General features: G+C 66.0%; 24 protein-coding genes and 3 tRNA genes. 14 read left to right on the forward strand and 13 right to left on the reverse strand.

Annotation, left to right across the window (positions count from 1 at the left end; genetic code table 11):
• Window positions 1-54: 54 nt before the first annotated feature.
• A complete protein-coding gene (locus AABF56_RS04615) occupies window positions 55-1,011 on the reverse strand; it encodes a LysR family transcriptional regulator (protein WP_244765847.1) in 957 nt (318 codons plus the stop codon).
• Between the two features lie 143 nt (window positions 1,012-1,154).
• Between AABF56_RS04615 and AABF56_RS04620 the strand changes: the two genes are divergently transcribed.
• The gene (locus AABF56_RS04620) at window positions 1,155-1,370 is read left to right on the forward strand and encodes a hypothetical protein (protein WP_244765846.1); all 216 of its coding nucleotides are present in this window, start codon (window positions 1,155-1,157) and stop codon (window positions 1,368-1,370) included.
• Window positions 1,371-1,523: 153 nt separating this feature from the next.
• Here AABF56_RS04620 and AABF56_RS04625 read toward each other — a convergent pair whose 3' ends face one another.
• The 7 genes from AABF56_RS04625 to hutI all read right to left on the reverse strand — a co-directional run bounded on the left by AABF56_RS04625 (window position 1,524) and on the right by hutI (window position 9,759).
• Window positions 1,524-2,300 (reverse strand): ABC transporter substrate-binding protein, encoded by a 777-nt coding sequence (locus AABF56_RS04625; protein ID WP_272805080.1) that lies wholly within the window; start codon window positions 2,298-2,300, stop codon window positions 1,524-1,526.
• Window positions 2,301-2,424: 124 nt separating this feature from the next.
• Window positions 2,425-3,411 carry an aldo/keto reductase gene (locus AABF56_RS04630; RefSeq protein ID WP_272805081.1) on the reverse strand — a complete coding sequence of 329 codons (987 nt, stop codon included), beginning with the start codon at window positions 3,409-3,411 and terminating at the stop codon, window positions 2,425-2,427.
• A gap of 94 nt (window positions 3,412-3,505) precedes the next feature.
• The gene (locus AABF56_RS04635; RefSeq protein WP_272805082.1) at window positions 3,506-4,093 is read right to left on the reverse strand and encodes a HutD/Ves family protein; all 588 of its coding nucleotides are present in this window, start codon (window positions 4,091-4,093) and stop codon (window positions 3,506-3,508) included.
• A 42-nt stretch (window positions 4,094-4,135) separates the two neighbouring features.
• Window positions 4,136-5,812, reverse strand: a complete 1,677-nt coding sequence (gene hutU, locus AABF56_RS04640) for a urocanate hydratase (RefSeq protein ID WP_272805083.1) — start codon at window positions 5,810-5,812, stop codon at window positions 4,136-4,138.
• Window positions 5,813-5,828: 16 nt separating this feature from the next.
• Window positions 5,829-6,632 carry an N-formylglutamate deformylase gene (hutG, locus tag AABF56_RS04645; protein WP_272805084.1) on the reverse strand — a complete coding sequence of 268 codons (804 nt, stop codon included), beginning with the start codon at window positions 6,630-6,632 and terminating at the stop codon, window positions 5,829-5,831.
• Window positions 6,633-6,957: 325 nt separating this feature from the next.
• Window positions 6,958-8,493, reverse strand: coding sequence for a histidine ammonia-lyase (gene hutH, locus AABF56_RS04650; RefSeq protein WP_272805085.1), 1,536 nt, complete (start codon window positions 8,491-8,493; stop codon window positions 6,958-6,960).
• A 42-nt stretch (window positions 8,494-8,535) separates the two neighbouring features.
• The gene (hutI, locus tag AABF56_RS04655) at window positions 8,536-9,759 is read right to left on the reverse strand and encodes an imidazolonepropionase (protein ID WP_272805086.1); all 1,224 of its coding nucleotides are present in this window, start codon (window positions 9,757-9,759) and stop codon (window positions 8,536-8,538) included.
• Window positions 9,760-9,872: 113 nt separating this feature from the next.
• On the opposite strand from hutI, the gene AABF56_RS04660 reads away from it, so the two are divergent.
• Together AABF56_RS04660 and hutC are read left to right on the forward strand one after the other, a co-directional pair.
• The gene (locus AABF56_RS04660) at window positions 9,873-11,219 is read left to right on the forward strand and encodes a formimidoylglutamate deiminase (RefSeq protein ID WP_272805087.1); all 1,347 of its coding nucleotides are present in this window, start codon (window positions 9,873-9,875) and stop codon (window positions 11,217-11,219) included.
• A 31-nt stretch (window positions 11,220-11,250) separates the two neighbouring features.
• Window positions 11,251-12,060, forward strand: a complete 810-nt coding sequence (gene hutC / locus AABF56_RS04665; RefSeq protein ID WP_272805088.1) for a histidine utilization repressor — start codon at window positions 11,251-11,253, stop codon at window positions 12,058-12,060.
• Between the two features lie 3 nt (window positions 12,061-12,063).
• On the opposite strand, the gene AABF56_RS04670 is transcribed toward hutC, so the two are convergent.
• A complete protein-coding gene (locus tag AABF56_RS04670; protein WP_272805089.1) occupies window positions 12,064-14,022 on the reverse strand; it encodes an adenylate/guanylate cyclase domain-containing protein in 1,959 nt (652 codons plus the stop codon).
• 183 nt (window positions 14,023-14,205) lie between these two features.
• Between AABF56_RS04670 and AABF56_RS04675 the strand changes: the two genes are divergently transcribed.
• Together AABF56_RS04675 and AABF56_RS04680 are read left to right on the forward strand one after the other, a co-directional pair.
• Window positions 14,206-14,748: a Pycsar system effector family protein gene (locus AABF56_RS04675; protein WP_272805090.1), complete on the forward strand. Its 543-nt coding sequence runs from the start codon at window positions 14,206-14,208 to the stop codon at window positions 14,746-14,748.
• A 146-nt stretch (window positions 14,749-14,894) separates the two neighbouring features.
• Entirely contained in the window at window positions 14,895-16,127 is a 1,233-nt protein-coding gene (locus tag AABF56_RS04680; protein WP_272805091.1) for a M10 family metallopeptidase C-terminal domain-containing protein, read from the forward strand.
• 159 nt (window positions 16,128-16,286) lie between these two features.
• On the opposite strand, the gene AABF56_RS04685 is transcribed toward AABF56_RS04680, so the two are convergent.
• From AABF56_RS04685 to AABF56_RS04700, 4 genes are all read right to left on the reverse strand, one after another.
• The gene (locus AABF56_RS04685; RefSeq protein WP_244765834.1) at window positions 16,287-16,475 is read right to left on the reverse strand and encodes a hypothetical protein; all 189 of its coding nucleotides are present in this window, start codon (window positions 16,473-16,475) and stop codon (window positions 16,287-16,289) included.
• Window positions 16,472-16,639: a hypothetical protein gene (locus AABF56_RS04690; protein ID WP_244765833.1), complete on the reverse strand. Its 168-nt coding sequence runs from the start codon at window positions 16,637-16,639 to the stop codon at window positions 16,472-16,474. The genes AABF56_RS04685 and AABF56_RS04690 overlap by 4 nt, the downstream gene beginning before the upstream one ends.
• A 137-nt stretch (window positions 16,640-16,776) precedes the next feature.
• The gene (locus AABF56_RS04695; protein ID WP_272805092.1) at window positions 16,777-18,543 is read right to left on the reverse strand and encodes an adenylate/guanylate cyclase domain-containing protein; all 1,767 of its coding nucleotides are present in this window, start codon (window positions 18,541-18,543) and stop codon (window positions 16,777-16,779) included.
• 290 nt (window positions 18,544-18,833) lie between these two features.
• A tRNA-Val gene (locus AABF56_RS04700) sits at window positions 18,834-18,909 on the reverse strand.
• A 243-nt stretch (window positions 18,910-19,152) separates the two neighbouring features.
• On the opposite strand from AABF56_RS04700, the gene AABF56_RS04705 reads away from it, so the two are divergent.
• From AABF56_RS04705 to AABF56_RS04745, 9 genes are all read left to right on the forward strand, one after another.
• Window positions 19,153-19,229 (forward strand) — tRNA-Asp (locus AABF56_RS04705).
• Between the two features lie 48 nt (window positions 19,230-19,277).
• Window positions 19,278-19,354, forward strand: a tRNA-Asp gene (locus AABF56_RS04710).
• Between the two features lie 434 nt (window positions 19,355-19,788).
• On the forward strand, window positions 19,789-20,154 hold the full coding sequence (locus AABF56_RS04715) for an NADH-quinone oxidoreductase subunit A (RefSeq protein ID WP_064329771.1): 366 nt from the start codon (window positions 19,789-19,791) through the stop codon (window positions 20,152-20,154).
• Complete coding sequence (locus AABF56_RS04720) at window positions 20,145-20,726, forward strand: NuoB/complex I 20 kDa subunit family protein (RefSeq protein WP_244765831.1); 582 nt, start codon at window positions 20,145-20,147, stop codon at window positions 20,724-20,726. The genes AABF56_RS04715 and AABF56_RS04720 overlap by 10 nt, the downstream gene beginning before the upstream one ends.
• A 19-nt stretch (window positions 20,727-20,745) precedes the next feature.
• Window positions 20,746-21,351 (forward strand): NADH-quinone oxidoreductase subunit C, encoded by a 606-nt coding sequence (locus AABF56_RS04725; RefSeq protein ID WP_272805093.1) that lies wholly within the window; start codon window positions 20,746-20,748, stop codon window positions 21,349-21,351.
• 109 nt (window positions 21,352-21,460) lie between these two features.
• Window positions 21,461-21,781 carry a four helix bundle protein gene (locus AABF56_RS04730; RefSeq protein ID WP_443021149.1) on the forward strand — a complete coding sequence of 107 codons (321 nt, stop codon included), beginning with the start codon at window positions 21,461-21,463 and terminating at the stop codon, window positions 21,779-21,781.
• 64 nt (window positions 21,782-21,845) lie between these two features.
• The gene (locus tag AABF56_RS04735) at window positions 21,846-23,036 is read left to right on the forward strand and encodes an NADH-quinone oxidoreductase subunit D (protein WP_064329775.1); all 1,191 of its coding nucleotides are present in this window, start codon (window positions 21,846-21,848) and stop codon (window positions 23,034-23,036) included.
• Window positions 23,036-23,278, forward strand: coding sequence for a hypothetical protein (locus AABF56_RS04740; RefSeq protein WP_244765829.1), 243 nt, complete (start codon window positions 23,036-23,038; stop codon window positions 23,276-23,278). Before AABF56_RS04735 ends, AABF56_RS04740 begins: the two co-directional genes overlap by 1 nt.
• Before the next feature lie 16 nt (window positions 23,279-23,294).
• Entirely contained in the window at window positions 23,295-24,428 is a 1,134-nt protein-coding gene (locus tag AABF56_RS04745) for an NADH-quinone oxidoreductase subunit E (protein WP_272805094.1), read from the forward strand.

Raw genomic sequence — 24,428 nt, forward strand, 5'->3', positions numbered from 1 at the left:
CCTGCCTAAGCAAGCCGGCCGCATTCTTCAAATTTATAGGGATGAAAGTGGTTATCAGCCGGATTGATGCGGCTCGCCCCAGCGCCAGGCCGGCACATCGGCCATATGGGCGAGGAAGGCGCGTTCGGCCGGGTTGAGCGCGGAACCGGGATTGGTGATGCGGAAGGTCTCGGTCACCGGCAGGTCGTCATAGGGCGGCAGCTGCCAGAGCTCGCCAGCCGCCAGCGCCGCGCCGGTCAGGTGCACCGGCAGCATGCCGATGCCGGCATTGGCCACCACCAGCCGCAGCACTTCTTCCACGTTGAAGGCCAGCGCCCGTACCTGCTGGCCGAAGGAGCCGATGGCACGCACGGCCGTCACCGGGCCCATATGCGGCCCGCCGAGCACGTCGGCGAGGAAGCTGACATAGGGCTCGCCCCTCAGGTCCTCCAGCCGGGCATCGCGCACGCCGAACAGCCGGTGCCCGCGGCCGCAATAGAGCGCGTAGCGCTCGTAGCAGAAGGGCGTCTTCTCCAATCCCTCCGGAATGATGCCGTCGGAAAGGCCGAGCGTCGCGACGCCCCGCTCCACCGAACGGATGACATCCGTCGTCGTCTCGACCGTCACGCCCATGGTGACGCGCGGATGCTGCCGGAAGAAATCGGCGATCGCCCGGTCCCAGGCCGGATTCATGGCATGGCTGACGGCATGGAGGGTGATGTGGCCGGAAATATCCTCGCCGGAAAGCTGCATGGCCTCCGGCAGGCGCACGATGGCGGTGAAGATGTCGTGACAGAGCGCATGCAGCCGCTCGCCGGCCTCCGTCAGCTCGAAGCGGCCCGGGCTGCGGTCGATCAGCCGGTGGCCGACCGATTGCTCCAGCCGCTTCAGCGCCATGCTGACGGCCGGCTGCTGCAGCAGCAGCCGGTTCGCCGCCCGCGTGATCGAGCCTTCCTCCACTACGACCACGAAGGTGCGCAGCAGGTTCCAGTCGAGATTGTGGGCGAAGCGTTCGAGGCGGTTGATCGGCATGCGCGTAGCTACGGCCAAGGGGTCGGGAAAGGCAAGAGGCGGCGGGCTGGCGTGCCCTGAAATGTGATCGGCAGGCGCCGTTTTTCGCGGAACCAAAAAGGAGCCCGGCGCATTCCGGTCGCCGGAAGAGGGGGAAATGCATTATGTGGCAAAGGTTTAGCACCAGCGGACTCGCGGGAGCCTATCTCGACGAGCTCCTGGCAGGCGGCGTGGAGGCGCGCATGGAGTTTCGCCCGCGGCGGGCGCTGGACCCACATCCGTTTCTGGTCAGCCTTGACGGCGAGGGCAGCGACGAAGCCTTCTTCACGCGGCCCATGGACGGCGTTCGCGGTGAAAACCGCACCCGCTTCGATCCCTGAGCCCGGACAGGTGAAAGGCGGCCGAAGCCGCCTCGACCTGATCGCAACATCGCCCCGACCAATCGCGTCATCCGCGAATTCAACCCGAGGACCCTCGCGGGCCCCGCGGCTTTGCATGATCGGGTCGAGCCCGCCCCCGAGCGAGGAGGGGGATCACTTCATCGTATAGATGTCGATGGAGAAGTACTTGTCGTTGATCTTCTGGTAGGTGCCGTCCTCGCGGATCGCCTTCAGCGCGGCGTTCAGCTTCTCGCGCAGGTCGTTGTCTTCCTGGCGCACCGCGATGCCGACGCCTTCGCCGACGAATTTCGGGTCGGTGATCGGTTCGCCGATCAGTTCGCAGCAGGCTTTGCCGTCGTCGTTCTTGGTGACCCAGTCGAGCAGCGGGATCATGTCGCCGACCTGCAGGTCGAGGCGGCCGTTCGCCATGTCGAGGTTCACCTCGTCCTGCGTCGGGTAGAGCTTGATGTCCGCATCCGGATAGACGGCGGCGGCAAAATCGGCCTGCGTGGTGCCGGACTGGGCGCCGATCGTCTTGCCCTTCATGCCTTCATTGGTGAAATCGGTGATGCCGGCGCCCTTCGGTGCGGCATGGGTCATGGCGGCGAGATAGTAGGGGTCGGTGAAGTTGACCTGCTTCTTGCGCTCCTCGGTGATGAACATCGAGGCGATGATCATGTCGTATTTCTTGGCGACGAGGCCGGGAATGATGCCGTCCCAGTCCTGCGCGACCACGTCGCACTCGACCTTCATCTTCTCGCAGAGCGCAAGGCCGATCTCCACGTCGAAGCCGCCGAGTTGTCCCGCGGAATCCTGGAAGTTGAAGGGCGGGTAGGCGCCTTCCGTGCCGATCTTCAGCGTCTCGGCGAAAGCCGGGCCGGAAAGCAGCGTGGAGCCTGCGAGAGCCAGCGCGAGCAGCATTGTCTTCATGGTCGTTCCCCTGTTGTGATTGTGACCGATGGGGAACGGTAGCGCGGCCTCGTGCATAAACGAAATAGATAGCCATGATGTCGGCTATCATTTCAGTTGATGCGCGAAGCCGCAGGGCCGCGCCCTACCAGCGACCGTGCACATGCGGCGCGACGAGCCGGTAATAGATCTCGCGCGTCGCCTCCATCACGTCGTCCGAAAGCGCCGGCAGGCTTGCGGCCCGGGCATTCGCCTCGGCCTGCGCGGCGTTGCGCGCGCCCGGAATGACGACGCTGACCGCATCGGCCATCAGGATCCAGCGCAGCGCGAAGGCAGCCATGGCGGTGCCGGCCGGCACCAGCGCACGGATTTCCTCGACGGCCTGAAGGCCGGTCTCGAAGGGCACGCCGGCAAAGGTCTCGCCGACATCGAAGGCGTCGCCCTGGCGGTTGAAGTTGCGGTGGTCGTCGGCGGCAAAGGCGGTGTCGCGCGTGATCTTGCCCGAGAGCAGGCCGCTTGCCAGCGGCACGCGGGCGATGACGGCGACCTGGCGGCGGGCGGCTTCCTTGAAGAAGAGCTGCGCCGGGCGCTGGCGGAACATGTTGTAGATGATCTGCACGCTGACGACGCCGGGATATTCGATCGCCTTCAGCGCCTCCTCGACCTTCTCGACGCTGACGCCGTAATTGGCGATCTTGCCGGCGGCCTTGATCTCTTCCAGCGCATGGAAGACCTCCGGACGGTAGTAGACCTCCGTCGGCGGGCAGTGCAGCTGCACGAGATCGAGCCGCTCGACGCCGAGGTTCTTCAGGCTGCGGTCGATGAAGCCTTCGAGGTTTTCCTTGGTGTAGCCATCGGCGACATGCGGGGAAAGCCGGCGCCCGGCCTTGGTGGCCACCATCGGGCGCTGGCCGCCACGGTCCTTCAGGACGTCGGCGATGATCTTTTCCGAGCGGCCGTCGCCATAGACGTCGGCGGTGTCGATGAAGGACATGCCGGCGTCGAGCGCGGCGTTGAGGGCGGCGCGGCCGTCCGCCTCGCTGACATCACCCCAGGCGCCGCCGATCTGCCAGGCGCCGAAGCCGATATCCGTGGTGGTGAAACCCGTGCGGCCGAATTTGCGATGTCTCATAAAAATCTCTCCCGACAAATGCCCAATGAGCGAATGTGTCGGGAGGTAGCACTCCGCTCCGGGGCGGACAAGGAAATCGCTTCTCCGCAAACGGTCAGTCCTGGGTGATTTCCACCAGATAGAAGGCGGTCTCTTCGCCGGCCGGCACGATCTCCGCCGCCGATCCGCCGTCGAGCACGAGCGCATCGAGCGGCTGGAGCCCGACGAGGCCTTCCGGCGTGGAGACGCCGAGCGGTTCCAGCGCCAGCAGCAGACGTTCTCCCGTCGTTTCCGGCAGCGCCACTGCATCACGCGCGACGTGATGCGTCAGCCTGTGCCGGAAGGCGCCGCGTCGGGTCATCACGTTGAGGTCGGTGATCGGCCCTGCCGTGAGGCGCGCCGTGGTCGGCGCATCGGCCGGGAAGGCCAGCGGCTTGGAGGCGGGCGTCAGCAGCGCCTCGCCAAGTCCCTCGATCGAGAGCGCCATGCCGTCTCCGGCAAGGACCGCCAGCGTGCGGTCGATGCCGGGGAAGACGGAGAAGGGCCCGTCGCCCGCCACGCGCGCCATGCTGACGCGCCAGCCGAAATCCGAAAGGCTCGCGCCTTCCGGATGGACGATCACCTCGACCGTCTCGCCGCCGCCGTTCTTCCACGGCATGCGGCGATGGTCGCTGTTGCGCAAAAGTCTCGGTTTATTGTGCATATCGTTCTCCCAAAACCGCTGCGCACTTTCAGGCGATATGCATCAGTTGCCGAGGATGCCCGGCAGGCGCAGGCCCTTTTCGCGGGCGCAGTCGAGCGCGGTGTCGTAGCCGGCGTCGGCGTGGCGCATGACGCCGGTCGCCGGGTCGTTCCACAGCACGCGGCCGACGCGCTCGGCGGCCTCATCCGTGCCGTCGCAGCAGATGACGACGCCCGAATGCTGCGAGAAGCCCATGCCGACGCCGCCGCCGTGATGGAGCGAGACCCAGGTCGCGCCCGAGGCGGTGTTGAGCAGGGCATTGAGCAGCGGCCAGTCGGACACCGCGTCCGAACCGTCCTTCATCGCTTCCGTCTCGCGGTTCGGCGAGGCGACGGAGCCGGAATCCAGATGGTCGCGGCCGATGACGATCGGTGCCTTCAGCTCGCCGTTCTTGACCATCTCGTTGAAGGCGAGGCCGAGGCGGTGGCGGTCGCCGAGGCCGACCCAGCAGATGCGCGCCGGCAGGCCCTGGAAGGAGATGCGCTCCTTCGCCATGTCCAGCCAGTTGTGCAGGTGCTTGTTGTCGGGCAGCAGTTCCTTCACCTTGGCGTCGGTCTTGTAGATGTCCTCCGGATCGCCGGACAGCGCCGCCCAGCGGAACGGGCCGATGCCCTTGCAGAACAGCGGGCGGATATAGGCCGGCACGAATCCCGGGAAGGCGAAGGCGTTTTCGAGGCCCTCGTCCTTGGCGACCTGGCGGATGTTGTTGCCGTAGTCGAAGGTCGGGATGCCCATGTCCTGGAAAGCGATCATCGCTTCGACATGCTCGCGCATCGAGGCGCGGGCGGCCTTTTCGACGGCCTTCGGGTCGCTTTCGCGCTTGGCCTTCCACTCGGCCATGGTCCAGCCCTTCGGCAGGTAGCCGTTGATCGGGTCGTGGGCGGAGGTCTGGTCGGTGACCATGTCGGGGCGGATGCCGCGGCGGATCATCTCCGGCAGGATCTCGGCGGCATTGCCGAGCAGGCCGACGGACTTGGCCTCGCCGGTCTTCGTCCAGCGGTCGATCATCGCCATGGCCTCGTCGAGCGTTTCGGCCTTCTCGTCGATATAGCGGGTGCGCAGGCGGAAATCGATCGAATCGGGGTTGCACTCGACGGCAAGGCACGAGGCGCCGGCCATGACGGCGGCGAGCGGCTGGGCGCCGCCCATGCCACCGAGACCGCCGGTCAGCACCCACTTGCCCTTGAGGTTGCCGCCATAGTGCTGGCGACCGGCCTCGACGAAGGTCTCGTAGGTGCCCTGCACGATGCCCTGCGAGCCGATATAGATCCACGAGCCGGCCGTCATCTGGCCGTACATGGCAAGGCCCTTCTTATCCAGCTCGTTGAAATGGTCCCAGGTGGCCCAGTGCGGCACGAGGTTGGAATTGGCGATGAGGACGCGCGGCGCATCCTTGTGCGTGCGGAAGATGCCGACCGGCTTGCCGGACTGCACGATCAGCGTCTCGTTGTCCTCGAGGTCGCGCAGCGAGGCGACGATCCTGTCGAAATCGGCCCAGGTGCGGGCGGCGCGGCCGATGCCGCCGTAAACGACGAGCTCGTGCGGGTTTTCCGCGACGTCCGGGTCGAGGTTGTTCATCAGCATGCGCAGCGGCGCTTCGGTCAGCCAGCTCTTGGCGGTGCGCTCGGTGCCGGTGGCGGCGCGGATTTCGCGGATGTTGTGGCGGGGATTGTCGGTCATGGCTGGTTCTCCCGGATCAGCGTGTGAGGGTGGAGGCGAGCGCCTCGATACGGTTCAGGATGTCCTTGAGGGGAATGCGCAGTCTTGCGGCCTTCGCCTCGTCGAGGGCGAAGGGCGGGGCTTCCGTGGCAAGGTGGCTGACCTGCGCCAGCTCCATCTGGATGGCGTGCACGCCGGTTTCCGGCCTGCCGTAGTGGCGCGTCGTCCAGCCGCCCTTGAAGCGGCCGTTGAGGATGCTTGTATAGCCCTCGGCCCGGGCGCAGATCTCGAACGTCGCCGTTTCGATTTCCCTGGCGCAGGTGCGGCCCATGTCGGTGCCCACATTGAAATCCGGCAGCCGGCCTTCGAAGAGGAAGGGGATCAGCGAGCGGATCGAGTGGCAGTCGTAGAGGATCGCCACGCCGTGGATCGCCTTGACGCGCTCGATCTCGGCGGCAAGGGCCGCGTGGTACGGCGCGTGGAAATGGGCGAGCCGGTAGGCGATGTCCGCCTCGGTCGGCGCCGCGCCGTCCTTCCAGATATGCTTGCCGTCGAAATCCGTTTCGGGAACGAGGCCGGTCGTGTTCTGGCCGGGATAGAGGCTGACGCCGGCCGGATCGCGGTTGGCGTCGACGACATAGCGGTGGAACGTGGCGCGCACTGTCGTCGCCTCCGGCAGCAGGCCGGCATAGAGACGCTCGATGTGCCAGTCCGTATCCGCGAGGATGCGGCCGTTATCGTTCAGGCGCTCCCAAATATCGGCCGGCACATCCGTACCGGTATGCGGAAAGGCGAGAATGACGGGCGAGGTGCCCTGGTGCGTTTCGAAGAGGGCGCTCATTGGACGGCCTCCGGGTGGCGCTCACCCCCCTTTGCCCGGCCGGGTATCTCGCCCACGAGGAGCATGGTTATCGCATATGGCGGGAAACCGTTGCCCCATCCCCTTCTCCCCCGCGGGGAGAAGGTGCCGGCAGGCGGATGAGGGGGGTGGCGAAGGCGCAGACGACCCGTCAGAGTCACCCCCTCATCCGACCCTTCGGGCCACCTTCTCCCCGCGGGGGAGAAGGGGAGAACGGCAACGTCGAACTCCATGGGCGATTGCCCTGTCCTTGAGGGGGAGATGCCCGGCAGGGCAGAGGGAGGTATGTTCGCGAAAATACTCATCCTCAAGCCTCCAGAACCGGCAGGATGCCCTTGGTGACGGAGGCGGCGAGCGCGCCGGAGGAGACGAAGGTGCTGGCGGCGGCAAGGTCATGCGCCATGTAGCGATCCTCTTCCAGCGTCGCGACGACCGTGCGCAGCGCGGCGACGACCTTCTGCAGCTCCGGGCTGGTGACGAGCGGGGCGCGGAACTCTATGCCTTGAGCGGCCGTCAGCGCCTCGATGCCGATGATGGCGGAGAGGTTCTCCGTCATGCGCAGGAGGCGGCGGGCGCCGTGGCAGGCCATGGAGACGTGGTCTTCCTGGTTGGCGGAGGTCGGCGTCGAATCGACCGAGGCCGGATGCGCCATCTGCTTGTTCTCGCTCATCAGCGCGGCCGAGGTGACCTCCGCGATCATCAGGCCGGAATTGAGGCCCGGCTTCCTGGCGAGGAAGGCCGGCAGGCCGAAGGAGAGGGCGGGATCGACGAGCAGCGCGATGCGGCGCTGGGCGATGGCGCCGATCTCGCAGGCCGCGATGGCGATCTGGTCGGCGGCGAAGGCGACGGGCTCGGCATGGAAGTTGCCGCCCGAGACGACGCTGTCGTCGGAGAGGACCAGCGGGTTGTCGGTGACGGCATTGGCTTCGATTTCGAGCGTCCGGGCGGCGGCACGCAGCAGATCGAGGCAGGCGCCGTCGACCTGCGGCTGGCAGCGGATGCAATAGGGATCCTGCACGCGCTCGTCGCCGGTGATGTGGCTTTCGCGGATGACGGAGCCGGCAAGCAGCGCGCGCAGCGCGGATGCGGCGTCGATCTGGCCCTTGTGGCCGCGCAGCGTGTGGATATCCGGATGGAACGGCGCGGAGGAACCCATGGCCGCGTCGGTGGAAAGCGCCCCGGTGACGAGGGCGGCCTGGGCGGCGCGATGGGCGCGGAAGAGGCCGGCGAGCGCCAGGGCGGTCGAGACCTGCGTGCCGTTGATGAGGGCAAGACCCTCCTTGGCGGCGAGGACGACGGGCTTCAGGCCCGCCTTTTCCAGCGCCTTGCCGCCGGAAAGGTGCTCGCCGGCGTGAAAGGCCTCGCCTTCGCCGATCATCACCGCCGTCATGTGGGCGAGGGGGGCGAGGTCGCCGGAGGCGCCGACGGAGCCCTGTTCCGGGATGACCGGGATGACGCCCCTGGCCTGCATCGCCTCGATGAGGCGCACGACCTCGATGCGCACGCCGGACGCGCCGCGGCCGAGCGAGATCAGCTTCAGCGCCATGATGAGGCGGACGATGTTCTCGGCAAGCGGTTTGCCGACGCCGCAGCAATGCGACAGGATCAGGTTGCGCTGGAGGGTCGCGACGTCGGCCGGCGCGATCTTGATGGAGGCGAGTTTGCCGAAGCCGGTATTGATGCCGTAGACCGGCTCGTCGCCGCCGGCGATTTGCGCGATGCGCGCGGCGGCCTTCTCGATTCCGGCGTCGAAGGAGGCGTCGAGCTTGGCGGCCTCGCCGGTCCAGTAGATGGTTTCAAGGGTCTTGAGGGGCACGGAGCCCGGATGGAGCGTGATCGTCATGGTGCATTCCCCGATGCAGCGCTGTGCTGCTTACTGGATGGATCAGTGTCCGCTGCGGATACGGGCATGCATGGGGTTGAAGCCCATGCGGTAGACCAGTTCCGCCGGCCGGCCGATGTCCCAGAGGACGAAATCGGCCCATTTCCCGGCTTCGAGCGTTCCCACTTCGTCGACGAGGCCGAGGGCACGGGCGGCCTCGCGCGTCGTGCCGGCAATGCATTCCGTAACGGTCATGCCGAAGAGGGTCGCGGCCATGTTCATGGTGAGGAGCAGCGAGGTGAGCGGCGAGGTGCCGGGATTGGCGTCCGTCGCGACGGCCATCCTGACGCCGTGCTTGCGGAAGAGATCGACCGGCGGCTTCTTTGTCTCGCGGATGAAGTAGAAGGCGCCCGGCAGGATGACGGCGACGGTGCCGGCCCTGGCCATGGCCGCCGCGCCCGCATCATCGGTATATTCGAGGTGGTCGGCCGACAGCGCGCCATAGCGGGCAGCCATTTCCGCGCCGTGGAGGTTGGAAAGCTGGTCGGCATGCAGTTTCACGGGCAGGCCGTGCGCCTTGGCGGCGTCGAAGACCCTGGCCATTTCTTCCGGCGAGAAGGCGATGCCCTCGCAGAAACCGTCGACGGCATCGGCAAGCCCTTCGGCCGCGACGGCCGGCAGCATCTCACCGATGACCTTGTCGATATAGGCCGCCTTGTCGCCGTTCATTTCCGGCGGCAGCGCATGGGCGCCGAGGAAGGTGGTGCGCACGGTGACGTCGCGCATCTCCGCGATGCGCCGCGCGGCGCGCAGGGATTTCACCTCGTTCTCGGTGTCGAGGCCGTAGCCGGATTTCAGTTCGACCGTCGTCACGCCCTCGGCGATCAGCGCGTCGAGGCGGGGCAGGGTCTGGCGCACCAGCTCGTCCTCGCTCGCGGCGCGCAGCGCCTTGACGGAGGAGACGATGCCGCCGCCGGCCCGCGCGATCTCCTCATAGGAGGCGCCGTCAAGGCGCAGCTCGAATTCGTGGGCGCGGTCGCCGGCATGGACGAGATGGGTATGGCAGTCGATGAGGCCCGGCGTGATCCAGCGGCCTTCGCAGTCGATGGTCTCGGTGGCGGAGAATTCGGCGGGAAGATCGGCCTCGGGGCCGGCAAAGGCGATGCGGCCGTCGCGGACGGCGATCGCGCCGTTCTCGATGATGCCGAGGTCCGGCAGGCTCTCCTTCAGCGTCGCAAGCCGGGCATTGCGCCAGACTTGGGGACTGTCCTTTTCCGGTGTCGTCATCGTGATTGCCTCTTCCCTGTGATGGATATAATGTATATACATAATTGCGAGAGGCGCAAGAGCCAATTTGCCGGCGCGGCGCCAGGATGCACCATCGGGAGAAGGAACGGGCCATGGCCGTCATTCATGCAAGGCAGGCGCTGCTTACGGGCGGCTGGGCGAAGGATGTGCGTATAGACATCGTGGACGGCCGCATCGCGACGCTCGAAACCGGCGCCGCGCCGGCGCCTGGCGACGAGCGCCACGACACCGTCGTCGCCGGCATGCCCAACCTGCACAGCCACGCCTTCCAGCGCGGCATGGCGGGGCTGGCGGAAACCCGCGGGCCGGGCAGCGACTCGTTCTGGAGCTGGCGCAACGTCATGTACCGCTTCGCGCTTTCCATGACGCCCGACGATGTGGAGGCCGTTGCCGGCCAGCTCTATGTCGAGATGCTGGAGGCGGGCTATACGCGCGTCGGCGAGTTCCACTACCTGCACCACGACAAGGACGGCGGGCACTATGCCGATATCGCCGAGATGGCCGCGCGCATCGCCGCCGCGGCGTCCAAGACCGGCATCGCGCTGACGCTGCTGCCCGTCTTCTACGCCCATGCCGGCTTTGGCGGCACCGCGCCGGGCGAGGGCCAGCGCCGCTTCATCAACGACCGGCAGTCCTATGCCGCATTGCTGGAGCGCTGCCGCGCGCTGACCGATGCGCTGCCCGCCGGCATCACCGGCGTCGCCCCGCACAGCCTGCGCGCCGTCACCCCGGAGGAGCTTTCCGACGTCGTGGCGATGGCGGGCGACGCGCCGGTCCACATCCATATCTCCGAGCAGGTCAAGGAAGTGGAGGACAGCATCGCCTGGTCCGGCCGCCGTCCGGTGGAATGGCTGCTCGACAACCAGGCGGTCGATGGCCGCTGGTGCTTCATCCATGCGACGCATATGACGGAGGCCGAGACGCGCGGCATGGCGAAGGCCGGGGCGATCGCCGGCCTCTGCCCGGTGACGGAGGCCAATCTCGGCGACGGAACCTTCCCGGCGCCGGATTTCCTTGCCCATGGCGGTCGCTTCGGCGTCGGCTCGGATTCCAACGTGCTGATCGGCCTGCCGGACGAGCTGCGCCAGCTCGAATATTCGCAGCGTCTCGCCCACCGCGCCCGCAACGTGCTCGCCGCCCCCGGGGGCTCGACGGGCCGGGCGCTCTTCGACGGCGCGCTTCTTGGCGGCGCGGCGGCGCTCGGCGTCGAATCGGGCCTTTCGGCCGGCAGCCCCGCCGATTTCGTCAGCCTGAAGGCCCGCCATGGCCTCGATCTTGCCGGCGATGCGTTGCTCGACGGCTGGATCTTCGCCAATGGTGCTAAGGTCGATTGCGTCTGGGTGAATGGCCGCCGGCAGGTCGAGGGCGGCCGCCATGTGGCGCGCGAGGCGGTCGGCCGGCGCTTCACGGCCACCATGCGGGCATTGGCCGAGGCCTGAGGACGTATTGAAAGGCGGCCCCGCCTTTCTTATGACTTTTCCGGACCGGGCGAATCTGCGCCCGGCAAGCGCGGAGGCGACCATTTCCACTCTCGGGGACAACAGGCAGGCCGAGGCCAAGGAGCCGTCGCTGCACCGCCGCATCCTGGAGGATGTGGAGGGCAGGATCCTTTCGGGCGAATGGCCGCCGGGCCACCGCATTCCCTTCGAGCACGAACTGACCGAGCAATACCAGTGCTCGCGCATGACGGTGAACAAGGCGATCACCGAGCTGGTCAAGCGCGGCCTGATCGAGCGCCGGCGCAAGTCCGGCAGCTATGTCACCCACCCGCACGCCCAGTCGGCGGTTCTCGAAATCCACGACATCCGCCTGGAGGTCGAATCGCTCGGCCTGCCGTATCGCTACGAGCGGCGCACGCGGGTAAACCGCGCTGCGAAGGCTGGTGACCGGCGGCTGATGGCGCTTTCCGAATCGGCCCGGCTGACCGAGATTTCTGCCCTGCATTTTGCCGGTGCCCAACCGTTCTGCCTGGAGGACCGCCTGATCAACCTGGAAGCCGTGCCGGAAGCCGTCGACGAGAGCTTCGACGAAACCGCGCCCGGCGCCTGGCTGATCAGCCGCGTGCCCTGGAGCGCCGCCGAACACCGCATCCGCGCCGTCGGTGCCGATGCCCGGGCCGCCGGGCTCCTGGCGATCGCGCCCGGAACGCCCTGCCTCGTCGTCGAGCGCCGCACCTGGAGCGGCGGCCTCTACGTCACCCATGTACGGCTGACCTATCCCGGTGAAAAACACGAGCTCGTCGCCGAGTTCGCCCCCTCGCATCCCAAGCAGGGCGCATAGGACCTACGCGCCGCCGGCCGCATGTCCGGACCGGACTGTCGCGTAATAGGGGGCCAGCGCCGGAGCGATCTCGACCAGCGCATCGAAGGCCCTGTCATCGGCGGTGAGGCGTCCGGCATACTTGGCCTCGACGAACCGGGCGTGCAGCGCCTTCGCCTCTTCCGGCAGGCTGCGGACGGCGGTGAAGACCGGGGCCGCGCCGGTGCGGCCCTTGACCGTGATGCGGTCGAGTTCGAGCACGGCGAAATCCGTCGCCGTCAGCTGCGCCGTGCTTTCGCCGATGAGCAGCGGCACGCCATAGGCCTTGGAAGCGCCTTCGAGGCGCGAGGCAAGGTTCACCGCATCGCCGAGCACCGAATAGTCGAAGCGCCGCGAGGATCCCATGTTGCCGACCACGCATTCGCCGGTGTTGATGCCGATGCCGATGCGCAGCACATGGTGGGTGCCGCCGCTGGCCGCCGCCTCCGCCTGGAGCTTTGCATTCAGCGTCGCCATCACGTCGAGCATGTCGAGCGCGGCGGCCACCGCATGGCGGGCATGGTTCACGTCGTCGAGCGGCGCGTTCCAGAAGGCCATCACGCAGTCGCCGATATATTTGTCGATCGTGCCGCCGTGCTTGAGCACGATATCGGAGAGCGGCGTCAGCAGCCGGTTGATCAGCGTCGTCAGCTGCTCCGGGTCGTCCTTCATCGTCTCGGCGATGGTGGTGAAGCCGCGCACGTCGCAAAACAGGATGGAGAGCGTGCGCCGCTCGCCGCCGAGCTTCAGCTGCGAAGGATCGCGCGCGAGGCGCTCGACGAGGGCGGGCGAGAGATATTGCGAGAAGGCGCGCACGATCGCGCGGCGCCGGCGCCGCTCCTCCGCATAATCGAGCGCCGTCTGGCCGGCCGCGACCAGGAGAAGCGCGATGGTGGGGCCGATGGGCGAGACGAAGAGCCTGGCCTCGCGGATCAGCGCGAAGCTGAGAAGGCCGAGCATGGCGCTCGCAAGGATGCCGAGCACGGCCGTCTGCCAGCGCGTCGCGCGGCGCACGATCGCCGCCGAAACCAGGGCGGCGAGGGCGACGGCGGCGATGGCGAGCGGCGTGCCGGCCCGGGTGATCGCGGCGCCGGCGGTGAGATTGTCGAGGATCGTCGCCTGGATTTCCGCTCCCGCCACCAGCCGGCCGGTATGGACCGTGTAGGGCGTGGCGAAGGCGTCAGCACCGCCGGAATTGATGACGGGCGCATTCTGCAGGCTGAGGCCGACGATCACCACGCGGTCCTTGAACGTATCCGTCGGCAGCATGTTCTCCGGATCGAGCGCCTGGTAATAGGAGACCGTCGGATAGCTGCGCGCGGGGCCGAAGGATTGCAGCAGCTTGCCCTCGGGCGAGACCGCGGGCTTGCCCGCGATGCGGGCGAGGGCGCGCGCAAAGCCGTCCTCATAGCGCGGCAGGTCGCGAAAGACGCCGTCGCCGCCGAGCGTGATCGAGGCGATGCCCGTCACCGCGCCCGCCGCGGTGAACGCCGGCAGCGGCGTCGTGCGCAGAAGCTGCTCGGCCTGCGGCGTGACGATGACGCTCTCGTCGCCGGCCAGAACGACATCCGGGCCGAGCGTCGCGGCAAAGGCCGCATCGGAGGCCGGGTTGGAGGGTTCGGCGAAGATGATGTCGAGGCCGATCGCCGTGGCGCCGGCCTTGCGCAGGCTTTCGACCAGCCGGCCATGCAGTTCGCGCGGCCAGGGCCATTGCGCATTGATTTCCGCCAGCGACGGCTCGTCGATCGCGACGACCACCGGGCCACCGACCGGCGGGCGCGGATCATCGACGGTGGAAAGATAGTCGAAGGCGCGCAGGTCCGCGAGCGACCAGGCCGGAAGCTGCGTGAGGGCCGAGACGAGCACGACGACGGCAAGGGCGAGCACGGCAAGCCGGCGGGTGCGGCGCGACCAGCGGTGGGGAAGGCGCAGCGCTGTGCTCATGCACCGCTCCGGGCGGCGCGCCGCAGGGCAGGAAAGGTCGGCGGGCCGGGCGGCGGGATGAGGTTCAGCATGCAACCAGAACTCGACATCCCCCCGAAAAAGTCAAGCGGTGCCGAGGGGAGGCCGTTGCTTTCCGAAGGCACTCGGCTATCACGAGGCGGGCGCAGGAGGGACGGAAGCGACATGACGGCTTTGGAAACGCGGCAGACCATTCTCGGGCGGGCCCTCGATGGCACGCAGGGCATCGCGCTGGAGCATTTCGACCATATCCGCCGCATCAACGACGTCTTCTACGATCAGGTGAAGATCTCCGACCAGAAGGCCGCCTATATCTTCACCTTCATGCTCGCACTGCTGGTCACCTCCACCGAGAGCCGTGCCGTCTTCACCTGGGCGCGCTATGCGGAGGGCAACCCGATGGCGATCGCCTTTTCCGGCCTGCTCGCCTTCGCGCTGATCTTCTCCATCGTCTCGGCCATCCTCGTCGTGCTGCCGCGCCGGGTCGACAAGGCGACCTCGCTGTTCTGGGGCGCCTGGCCGCATCACCGCGAGGGGTTCCGCACGGCGGCGCACGAGCGTGACGTCGGCTACCTCTTCGAACAGTACATGCAGAATGCCGACGCCATGGCCTCCATCGCCCGCGACAAGTACCGCTTCGTCGGCTTCGCCTTCCGCGGCCTGCTGCTGACGGTCGTCGCCTATGTCGCGCTGCTCGCGACGCGCTAGGCTTGCCGTCGGCGGCGCGGAGCCGCTCATCCCGGAAAATTCCACGGCGGCGGCGGACTTCGCCGCAAATACGGCGCGGGGCCGCCTTTTAGCGCGCGGCATATTAGCCTACGCTTGCCGGGGCCGGGAACCTGGGGGAGAGGGCGATGCTGAAGAAGCCACCGTCGGACTATGCGCGAGGCTTTCATACCAAGGCGTTCGAGTGGAAGGGGATCTATATCCTCGCCAACGACGCCATTCCCGACGAGGCGGTCTACCGGGCTGCGGAGATCATCTTCAATTCCATCGCCGGGGCTGGGAAATACGTGTCCGCGATCGTCGATGCCGGCGGCCGCTTCGCCATCATCCCGGAAGGCACCAAGATCACCGAACTGCCGGATTATTCCGACCTCGGTGCGTCCTGGGGTATCTATCGGGGGCTGGGGGCCGTGCCGGGGCGGCCGACCTCGTCGTCCGGCGAGGAGAACCTGCTCAACTATCCGACCGACCCCTATGGCGGCAGCGAGAGCATCGCGCTGCACGAATGGGCGCACGCCATCGACAATCTCGGCGTATCGACGGTCGACAAGGGGCTGATGGAGTCTTTCTCCGCCGCCTATGAAAATGCCAAGCGCACCGGCCTTTGGAAGAACACCTATGCGGACGACACGCTCGACGAATATTTCGCGGAGCTGAGCCAGGCCTATTTCAACGACAATCCCGAGCGGGAGGGCGCGGACGGCATCCACAACGAGATCAACACCCGCACCGAGCTCGCGAAATACGACCCGAAGGCCTATGCCATCCTGAAGAAGATCTATGGCGAGGGAAAATGGAGCCCCGGCGACTTCTTCGGCGAGGTGGGCGCCGACATGTTGAAGGGCACGTCCGGCGACAACCTGATCTTCGGCAATGGCGGCAATGACCGGATCTATGCCGGCGCCGGCGCCGACTATGTGCTGGGCGGCACCGGCAACGATACGATCAGCGGCAGCGCCGGCAAGGACAAGCTGATGGGGGAGGCGGGCAACGACCGGATCAGCGGCGGCACCGGTGCCGACAGTCTCCATGGCGGCTCCGGCGCCGATGTCTTCGTCTTCGCCTCGGTCCGGGATTCGACCGCTTCGACGTCCGGCCGCGACACGATCGCGGATTTCAGCCGCGCCCAGAAGGACAAGATCGATCTCAAGGCGATGGACGCGAACACGAAGTCCGCCGGCGACCAGGCTTTCACGTTCATCGGCACCGATTCCTTCCACAAGAAGGTGGGTGAACTGCGCTACGAGAAGAAGAACGGCGATACGATCATCCATGCGGATGTCAATGGCGACGGAAAGGCCGACTTCTCCATCCTGCTCGACACCAGCCTCAGCCTGAAGGCGACGGATTTCATCCTGTAGGCCGGCTCCTGCACGGCGATCTCGCGTGAGTGCCGGGTCGTGCCGCTTTCCTGGCCGGGGCCTCGCCAGAGCATCTCCGCTTTCCTCCGAACAGAGAAAACACTCCAACCTTTTGTTTTGCCGCAAAACCGCTTCGCACTTTTGCTGGAATTGCTCTGATCACGGCCGCCCTTCGGCCTCGTATTGCCGGCGCATGACGAGCGTTGCGACGGCAAGCTGCTCCTCGACGGCATCCCGTTCGGCAATCAGCGTGCGCAGCGCTTCCAGGGCATCGCCATTGTGAAGGGCGAGGATTTCGGCGGCTTCCTCGCGCACGATGCCGCCCTGTCGTCTTGAAACGCGCATCATTGCAGCCGCAGCTCCAGCTGAGTCTTGGACTTCAGCACATAGAGGGGCTTGGCGACCGCCTCCAGCTTGCGCTGGAATTCCGCCCGGTGAGCCTGCTGCTTTTCGCGCAGGGCCCGGCAGGCAGCAACCTCGGCCAGGGCCCGTTCGATGGCATCGCTTTGCATCGGCACCTCCATTTGTTCCCTTTATGTTCTTATTTTTGGCGGCAACTGTCAAGCGGCCTGGCAATCCGCACGGAACGCGGCCGGAGGAAGGACGGCGGGGATATGACGGTGATAACCGGGGCAGACCCGGCGAGGCGTCACCCGGAAACGGCGGCGCGGACGAGCTGGCGAAGCGCCTCGCTGTCGCGAAAGCACAGGACCTCTATGGGGTCCTGCTTCCCGGCCAGCATCACGGGGGCGAAGGTGAAGGCGTGCGGTTCGCCCGCCGCCATCAGGACCGCCTCTTTCGAGGCGATCAGCGTCGCGCCCAGCTGCTTGGTCTGGGCCTCCAGCCGCGCGGCGACATTGCCGGTATCGCCGAGGAAGGGCATGCCTTCGAGGCCGCCCGTCCACTCCGTGCCGACGACCGCAACCCCGACATGCAGGCCGATCCCGATGCGCAGCGGCTCGTTCAGTTCCTGCCGCAGCTCCTCGTTCAGGGCGTCGATCCCCTCCCACAGCCGCAGCGCCGCGCGAAAGGCATCGCGCGCGGCATCATGCGTCGGCCCGTCGGTGCCGAAGACGCTCATGACGCCGTCGCCGGCAATGTTCGTGACATGGCCGCCGCTCGCCCGCACCGCGGAGGACACGGCCTTGATGTAGCGTTCGACAATGAAGAAGGTGTCGTAGGGCAGGCGATCGTCGGCAAGGCGCGTGGATTGGCGCAGGTCGACGAAGAGCGCCGCCACCTCCGCCTCCCGGCGGGCGGCCGTCACTGGGCCGAACCGGCCCTTCGGCAGCTGGGCCGCAGTGGCGGAATGCACGAGCGGCACGACGGCGATGTCGCGTTCCGGCCGGATCTGGCAGGCGAGCCGCACCGATGGCGGTGCCCCGATGCGCCGCAGGAGGCGCTGCTCGTCGCCCGCCGGGGCCGGCAGCGTTTCGCCGCCGGCGGTAATCTCGACGCGACAGGTCGAGCACCGGCCCCGGCCGCCGCAGACGGAGGCATGCGGAATGGCCGACCAGCGGCTCGCCTCCAGCACGCTGAAACCGACGGGAACGGAAACGACGCGGCCGCCGGGATAAGTGATCCGGACCGAATCGAACCGCGCGGCGTGCCAGTCGCGCGCCATGCGCAGGATGAAGATGCCGGCAAGCAGGGCGAGATAGCCCATGGTGAAGCGGTTTGCGACGGCATTGGCCTCGGCGGCTGCGGCCGCGGCGGGCGAACCCGGCAGGTCGTGCAGGCCGGGCCGCAGGGCTTCCGCGCCCTGGGCGGCAATGTCGCGCATGTCGAGGCCCGCATTGATGAAGCCGAGCACCGCCAGCACCGGCAGCAGGGTGGCGAGCGACATCAGGATAGGCACGGAGCGCGGATACCAGGATTTGCCGCGCAGCCAGGCGCGCACGCCGATGCAGCCGTGGATCCACACGACGATGATCAGCAGGAACTGGCGGGGCAGGCCGACCTCGGGGCTGGCGACCCAGAGCGCGTAGACGGTCTTGTCGAAATCGATTCGCGCGCCGTAGACGCCCTTCAGATAGGCGATCGCCCCGGCATGGGCGAAGAGCACGGCCGGGATGGCGAGGCCGAAGGCCAGTTGCACGGCATCGACCGCGGGCAGCCGCAGGTGCCGCCGCCGATAGAGCGCGCGCAGCCCGAGCGCCGCGTGAATGGCGAGCCCGCCGTAAAGCAGCACCCGTCCCGGCAGGCTCTGCCACGGCTGAAAAAGCACCCGGCTCGCCATTTCCATCGCCTCGATGGAGCGGATGCCGAAGGCCTGGTTGAGGAGGTGCATCGTCGCGTAGAGAAAAAGGGTCAGGCCCGTCCACAGCCGAAGCCGGCGCAAAAACGCCCGGGATGCCGCCGGGCGCTCGTCGGTTTCGTTGCCAAAACGCTGCCCCGCCGCAACCTTGCCGCTCAAGCAAAACACCTCATATGCCTAAAATCCCGAATCCATCCGCGGGATGGCGCGGTGTCCTGCCCGATTTGCCGGCAGATCGGCGCAAATCCGCTCTTTCTCAAGTCAACTAGTGGCTCAGGCCCTGATTGCAACCAAATTTGACGTGCCGCAGGACAATTCTCCGCGATCTCTTGACGGGAAGGCGCGGCTTGCAAGAATGAGCGCACAGGCCGTGCGCGAAAGCCCGGGAAAGACGGCTCCCCGCACGAAAAGCGTTGAAATCGCTGGAAAACTTGAACTTTTGGGGAAAATGGTGGGCGATGAGAGACTCGAACTCCCGACATCCTCGGTGTAAACGAGGCGCTCTACCAACTGAGCTAATCGCCCGCCGCGTTGGTGGCCGTGATCTATGCGGAACCGGATCAAACCGCAAGAGGCAATCGCAAAGTTTTTGCATTTTTTTGAATGCGGCCATGACGATGCGTGAGGCTGTGGAAACATTTTCGGACGCGTCATTCTTTTGTCGTGAAACCTGCTTGACACCCAGGGGCGAACCCCTTAGTTAGCCGCTCATCGAACGGCTGAGGCCGCTCGGGACGGATGTTTTGCCATCCGGTCGCTTTCGAGGATGCGGGTGTAGCTCAGTCGGTTAGAGTGCCGGCCTGTCACGCCGGAGGTCGCGGGTTCGAGCCCCGTCACTCGCGCCACTCGAAAGACCGGACGAAACGTGCCGGGGCCGAAAGGCCACAAGATGCGCGGGTGTAGCTCAGTCGGTTAGAGTGCCGGCCTGTCACGCCGGAGGTCGCGGGTTCGAGCCCCGTCACTCGCGCCATTCTTCTTTCTCTCCAGTCTATTGCGGTTGTTTCCTGATGCGGCACGTTATGATTGGTCGTGGCTATCGGTCGCGGTCGGTTTCGTGTCGGGCCGCAGAATGCGGGGCAGCGGCGGATCGGTGCCGCCGGGCGGTGCGATCGTGCGCTCGGCCCGTGTGCCGGGGACGGTGGCAGGGTCGTTTTCTTCGCAACTGCGGCGAAACGTCCCGCATTGCGTCAGTCATGAAATCGTAACGATTTAAATGGCTTTGCGCCCGGGGTTTCGCGGCTGTTCGGAAAACAACACAATGAATGGGGCGAAAGCCGGACAAAGCCTTGCGCGGGGGCGCTCACTGCGCTAACGACGGGGCGTTGCAACATACTTTCTCGGCTTGCAGGTTCTCACGACCAACAGGCGTCTCTCCGGCGCCACGAGCAGGCAGGATGGACGCCAATGACTGAACTTCTCGGTTCCTATATCCCGATCGCCATCTTCATCGGTATCGCGCTCGTGATCGGCCTTGCGCTGCTGGTCGCGCCGTTTGCCGTCGCATACAAGGCCCCCGATTCGGAAAAGCTCTCCGCTTACGAGTGCGGCTTCAATGCGTTTGACGATGCGCGCATGAAATTCGATATCCGCTTCTACCTGGTGTCGATCCTCTTCATCATCTTCGACCTCGAAGTCGCCTTCCTCTTTCCCTGGGCCGTCTCCTTCGGCGACATGGGCTGGTTCGGCTTCTGGTCGATGATGGTCTTCCTCGGCGTGCTGACCATCGGCTTTATCTACGAATGGAAGAAGGGAGCGCTCGAATGGGAGTAGCCCACACCAACACGACGCTCGTCGCGCCGCAGGCCAGGGGGATCATCGATCCCAACACCGGCAAGCCCGTCGGCAGCAACGACGCCTTCTTCGGCGAGATCAACAACGAACTCGCCGACAAGGGCTTTCTCGTTACCTCGACGGATGAGCTCATCACCTGGGCGCGCACCGGCTCGCTGATGTGGATGACCTTCGGTCTCGCCTGCTGTGCGGTGGAGATGATGCAGCTCTCCATGCCGCGTTACGACGTCGAGCGCTTCGGCTTCGCGCCGCGCGCCTCGCCGCGCCAGTCCGACGTCATGATCGTCGCCGGCACGCTGACCAACAAGATGGCGCCTGCGCTCCGCAAGGTCTACGACCAGATGCCGGAGCCGCGCTACGTCATCTCGATGGGCTCCTGCGCGAACGGCGGCGGCTACTATCACTATTCCTATTCGGTGGTGCGCGGCTGTGACCGCGTGGTGCCGGTCGACATCTATGTACCAGGCTGTCCTCCCACGGCGGAAGCGCTCCTTTACGGTGTGCTCCTGCTGCAGAAGAAGATCCGCCGGACCGGTACGATCGAGCGTTAAGGGCAGGGGACTTTAAGATATGAGCGAAGCCCTCCAGGAGCTTTCCTCCCATATCGGCGAAGCGGCCGGCAATCTCGTCGCCTCCGCCGATATCGCCTATGGCGAACTCACCCTGAAGACGGACGGCGCCCGCGTCGTCGAGCTTCTGACCTTCCTGCGCGACGACGTGCAGTGCGGCTTCGTCAACCTCGTCGATATCTGCGGCGTGGACTGGCCCGCCCGCGCCGAGCGTTTCGACGTGGTCTACCACCTCCTGTCGCCGCGCCAGAATGTGCGCATCCGCGTCAAGGTCGCGACCGGCGAGGACCAGCCCGTTCCCTCCGCCTGCGCGGTCTATCCGGGCGCCGACTGGTTCGAGCGCGAAGCCTACGACATGTACGGCATCCTCTTCACCGGCCATCCGGACCTGCGCCGCATCCTCACCGACTACGGCTTCGAGGGGCACCCGCTGCGCAAGGATTTCCCGACGACCGGCTTCGTGGAAGTGCGCTACGACGACGAGGTGAAGCGCGTCGTGTACGAACCCGTCGAACTGAAGCAGGAATTCCGCAACTTCGACTTCCTCTCTCCCTGGGAAGGCACGGATTACGTGCTGCCGGGGGATGAGAAGGCGAAGACGAACTGATCGATTTAACTGCGAATAGCGAGTAGCGAATAGCGAATAGTTATCGCCGAGACGGAAGGAGAAGCAGACGGTAAACTCCTACAAGGAACTCAAGGTATGGCAGGCGGCGATAGAGCTCGCCGTCGATGCTTATAAAGCGACTGGAGAGTTTCCGAGGTGTGAGCTCTATGGGTTGACGTCCCAGATGCGGAGGGCGGCTGGTTCAATAGCAGCCAATATCGCAGAAGGTCATGGACGTGAAACCACAGCTCACTTCATTCAGTTTCTGCGATTTTCGCAGGGATCCTTGAAGGAGTTCGAGACCCATTTGATCATAGCCAACAAGGTCGGTTTTCTGCAGGGCCAGTCGTTCAAGGAACTGATGGGCCGGTCGGAAGATGTCGGAAAAATGTTGCGCGCTTTGATCAGAAGTCTGCAGGACAAGCTATGAAACGACCAACGAACCCTATTCGCTATTCGCTATTCGCTACTCTCTCCCAGCGCGGAGCGCGCCCATGAACGAGCATAACGTTCGCAATTTCAATATCAACTTCGGCCCGCAGCACCCCGCTGCGCACGGGGTTCTCCGTCTCGTGCTCGAACTCGATGGCGAGATCGTCGAGCGTGTCGATCCGCATATCGGCCTGCTGCACCGCGGCACCGAGAAGCTGATCGAGACGAAGACCTATCTTCAGGCCGTGCCCTATTTCGACCGCCTCGACTACGTGGCGCCGATGAACCAGGAGCACGCCTTCGCGCTTGCCGTCGAGAAGCTGACGGGCACGGAAGTGCCGATCCGCGGCCAGCTGATCCGCGTGCTCTATTCGGAAATCGGCCGCATCCTCTCGCACCTCCTCAACGTCACGACCCAGGCCATGGACGTCGGCGCGCTGACGCCGCCGCTCTGGGGCTTCGAGGAGCGCGAGAAGCTGATGGTGTTCTATGAGCGGGCCTGCGGCGCGCGCATGCACTCGGCCTATATCCGCCCCGGCGGCGTGCACCAGGACCTGCCGCACGAACTGGTGGAAGACATCGGCAAGTGGATCGACCCGTTCCTGAAGACCGTCGACGACATCGACGAGCTTCTGACCGGCAACCGCATCTTCAAGCAGCGCAACGTCGATATCGGCGTGGTGAAGCTGGAAGACTGCTGGGCCTGGGGCTTTTCGGGCGTCATGGTGCGCGGCTCGGGCGCGGCCTGGGACCTGCGCCGTTCGCAGCCTTACGAGTGCTATTCCGACCTCGACTTCGACATCCCGATCGGCAAGAACGGCGACTGCTACGACCGTTACGTGATCCGCATGATCGAGATGCGCGAAGCGGCGAAGATCATGCGCCAGTGCGTCGACCGCCTGCTCGGCGACGCCAAGGTCGGCCCGGTCTCCTCGATCGACGGCAAGATGGTGCCGCCGAAGCGCGGCCAGATGAAGCGCTCGATGGAAGCGCTCATCCATCACTTCAAGCTCTACACCGAAGGCTACCATGTGCCGGCCGGCGAGGTATATGCGGCCGTCGAGGCGCCGAAGGGCGAGTTCGGCGTCTATGTCGTCGCCGACGGCACCAACAAGCCGTACCGCTGCAAGATCCGCGCCCCGGGTTACGCCCACCTGCAGGCGATGGACTTCATCTGTCGCGGCCACCAGCTCGCCGACGTCTCGGCGATCCTCGGCTCCCTCGACATCGTGTTCGGCGAGGTCGATCGCTGATGCCGAACGTTGCCCTTGCCACGCTGATCCTCCTGGCAACCGCCGCTGCCGCCAACGCGCAGCAGGACGTGCAGATCGGCGCGTCCGGCACCACCATGGGGGCCTTGGCGAGCCAGGGCTACGAGATTAAGGCGGCGGCGCCGAATGGCAGCCGCTACGTCGTATTCATGCAGAAAGACACGTCGGCCTACGCCTGCGAATTCGTCAACACGACGCAAACGCAGTGCCGGCAGATCAACTGAGACAAGGCGTTACAGAATGTCCGTTCGTCGACTAGCCGATGACAATGTCCAGCCCGCCAGCTTCGCCTTCACCAAGGAGAACGCGGACTGGGCCGAGGCAACGATCAACAAGTACCCGAAGGGCCGTCAGCAATCGGCGGTCATCCCGCTTCTGATGCGGGCGCAGGAGCAGGACGGCTGGGTCACCAAGGCGGCGATCGAATCCGTCGCCGACATGCTCGGCATGGCCTATATCCGCGTGCTCGAGGTCGCGACCTTCTACACCCAGTTCCAGCTGCTGCCGGTCGGTACGCGCGCCCATGTCCAGGTCTGCGGCACGACGCCCTGCATGCTGCGCGGCGCGGAAGACCTCATCAATGTCTGCAAGAAGCGCATCCATCCCGAGCCTTTCCATCTCAACGAGACGGGCACGCTCTCCTGGGAAGAGGTGGAGTGTCAGGGCGCCTGCGTCAACGCGCCGATGATCATGATCTTCAAGGACAGCTATGAGGACCTGACGGCGACGCAGCTCGAGCACATCATCGACCGTTTCGACGCCGGCAAGGGCGCCGACGTCACGCCCGGCCCGCAGGTCGACCGCATCTTCTCCGCCCCGGTCGGCGGCCTCACCAGCCTCAACGAGCCGGAAGCGGCTGCCAAGAAGGCGCCGGCCCGCGCCAAGAAGACCGAGGAGGAGAGCGTCAGCGTCCCCCCGTCGAATGCCGCCAAGCCGAAGACGGATGCCGTCGAGACCGATCCCAAGCTGAAGACGCCGGCGACCGCCAAGGCGGAAGCGGCCGCCAATGCCGAGGCAACCGGCGACACGCGCGCCGAGGGCGGCGATGCCGCCGCCAAGCAGCCGCTCGCGGAGGCCGGCAAGCCGTCGCTGGAAGACAAGAACCGCCCGGCCGCCATCGCGCGCCCGCAAACGCCCGACGACCTGAAGCTCATCTCCGGCGTCGGCCCGAAGATCGAGGGCATCTTGCACGAGCTCGGCATCTTCACCTTCGCGCAGGTCGCGGCCTGGAAGAAGGCGGAGCGCGAATGGGTCGATTCCTATCTGAATTTCAAGGGCCGCATCGAGCGCGACGACTGGGTCAGGCAGGCCAAGGCGCTCGCCAAGGGCGGCGAAGCGGAATACATCCGCGTCTTCGGCAAGAAGCCGCGGTAA

Origin of the sequence: Shinella sp. WSC3-e (assembly GCF_945994535.1) — a bacterium.
In the GTDB taxonomy this organism is placed as follows: domain Bacteria; phylum Pseudomonadota; class Alphaproteobacteria; order Rhizobiales; family Rhizobiaceae; genus Shinella; species Shinella yambaruensis.